Origin of the sequence: Actinomadura napierensis (genome assembly GCF_039529375.1) — a bacterium.
GTDB classification, from domain to species: Bacteria; Actinomycetota; Actinomycetes; order Streptosporangiales; family Streptosporangiaceae; genus Spirillospora; species Spirillospora napierensis.
The window spans coordinates 1-1,805 of record NZ_BAAAMR010000252.1; the positions used below are offsets into that span (position 1 = coordinate 1).

The following is a 1,805-nucleotide window of genomic DNA, read 5'->3' on the forward strand; positions in this document are numbered from 1 at the left end:
ACAGCGACGCGCTGCGCGGGCGGCGGCCGCTGAAGGTCCTGGACAACTGCGAGCACGTGATCGACGAGGCCGCCGACCTGGCCGGACGGCTGCTCGCCGCGGCGCCGGGCCTGCGGATCCTCGCGACCTCGCGCGAGCCGCTGGGCCTGCCCGGCGAGCGGCTGATGGTCGTCCCGCCGCTCGATCTGCCCGGACCGTCCACGGCGCCGGACGCGCTGGCGGAGTCCGGCGCGGTCCGGCTGTTCGCGGCGCGCGCCGCCGCGGCGGACCCGGGGTTCGTCCTGGACGAGGCGTCCGCGCCGTGGGTCGCGTCGATCTGCCGGCGGCTGGACGGGATGCCGCTGGCGCTGGAGCTGGCGGCGGCGCGCGTCCGGGCGTTCGGGGTGCGGGAGCTGGCGGCGCGGCTGGACGACCGGTTCGGCGTGCTGGCGGACGGCCGGCGCGGCGGCCCGGAGCGGCAGCGGACGCTGCGCGCGGTGATCGACTGGAGCTGGGAGCTGCTCGGCGAGGACGAGCGGGCCGTGCTGCGGCGCCTCGCCGTCCACGCGGGCGGCTGCACGCTCGCCGCCGCCGAGGAGGTGTGCGGCGCCGACGCCGGCGTCCTGGCGCGGCTCGTCGACCGCTCCCTCGTCGTGCGGACGCGGGACGGCCGCTACCGCCTGCTGGAGTCGGTCGCCGCGTACGGGCTGGGCCGGCTGCGCGAGGCCGGTGAGGAGGCCGACCTGCGGCGGCGCCACGTCCGGTACTACACCGATCTGGCGCGGGAGGCGGCCGGCCGGTTGCGCGGGCCCGAGCAGCACGAATGGCTGGAGCGACTCGATCAGGAGGGCGCCAACCTGACTGCCGCTCTTGGCGAGGGCGGCGGGCTGCCGCTGGTGAACGCGCTGGGTTGGTACTGGTACCTGCGCGGGCGGTTCGGAGAGGCGCGGGCCGCTTTCAAGGACGCGCTGGCGGCCTCCGGCACTGCGGCGCCTGGGCGCGTAGAGGCCGAGACGTGGCTCGCGGGTTTCACCATGCTGTCCGGCGAGACCACCGATTCCGAGCGCCTGCGCGTTAGCGCCCTTGAGCGCTACGAGGATCAGGACACCTTCGCCTATGCGCGAGCCGAGTGGTTCGTCAGCCACGTCCACTGGGCCTATGGCGACATCGCCGCGAACCAGGCGCGCGTGGAGCACGCCCTCACCGTGTTCCGCGCGCGCGCCGATTACTGGTACACGGCGGCCGCGCTGGCGACCCGCGCCAAGTTCGCCATCGTGCACGGCGGTCTGGAGTCCATGAGACGCGACGGCACCGAGAGCATGGACCTCTTCACCGCGCTGGACGACGCGTGGGGACGGCTGGAGGCGACCGACGCGCTCAGCCGCCACGCCGAGGTCACCGGCGACTACGCGAGGGCCGCCGGCCACCACCGCGCCGGCCTCCGGCTCGCCGAGGACCTCGGGATGTGGCCCGAGGTGGCGTTCCGCACCGCCGGGCTCGGCCGCCTCGCGCTGCTGACCGGCGCCCTCGACGAGGCCCAGGACCTGCACGAACGGGCGCTGCGGACCGCCACCCGGCAGGCCGCGCGGTCCGCCGAGGAGTTCGCCGAGGCCGGGCTCGGCCTGGTGGCGCGGGCGCGCGGCGACCTCGACGCCGCCGAACGGCACCTGCGCGCCTCCCTCGGCTGGCTGCACGGGATCGGCGGGACGGCCGGGATCGCGTTCCTGCACGTCCAGCTCGGCTACATCGCGGAACAGCGCGCGGACGCCGAGGCCGCGCAGGACGTGCACCTCGAAGGGCTCGCCGGCGCCCGCGCCACCGGCGCC

General features: G+C 76.5%; 1 protein-coding gene. It reads left to right on the plus strand.

Annotation, left to right across the window (positions count from 1 at the left end; all coding sequences use genetic code 11):
• Positions 1-1,805, plus strand: a 1,805-nt coding sequence (locus ABD296_RS49240; protein WP_407061592.1) for an ATP-binding protein, incomplete at both ends; no start/stop codon positions are given.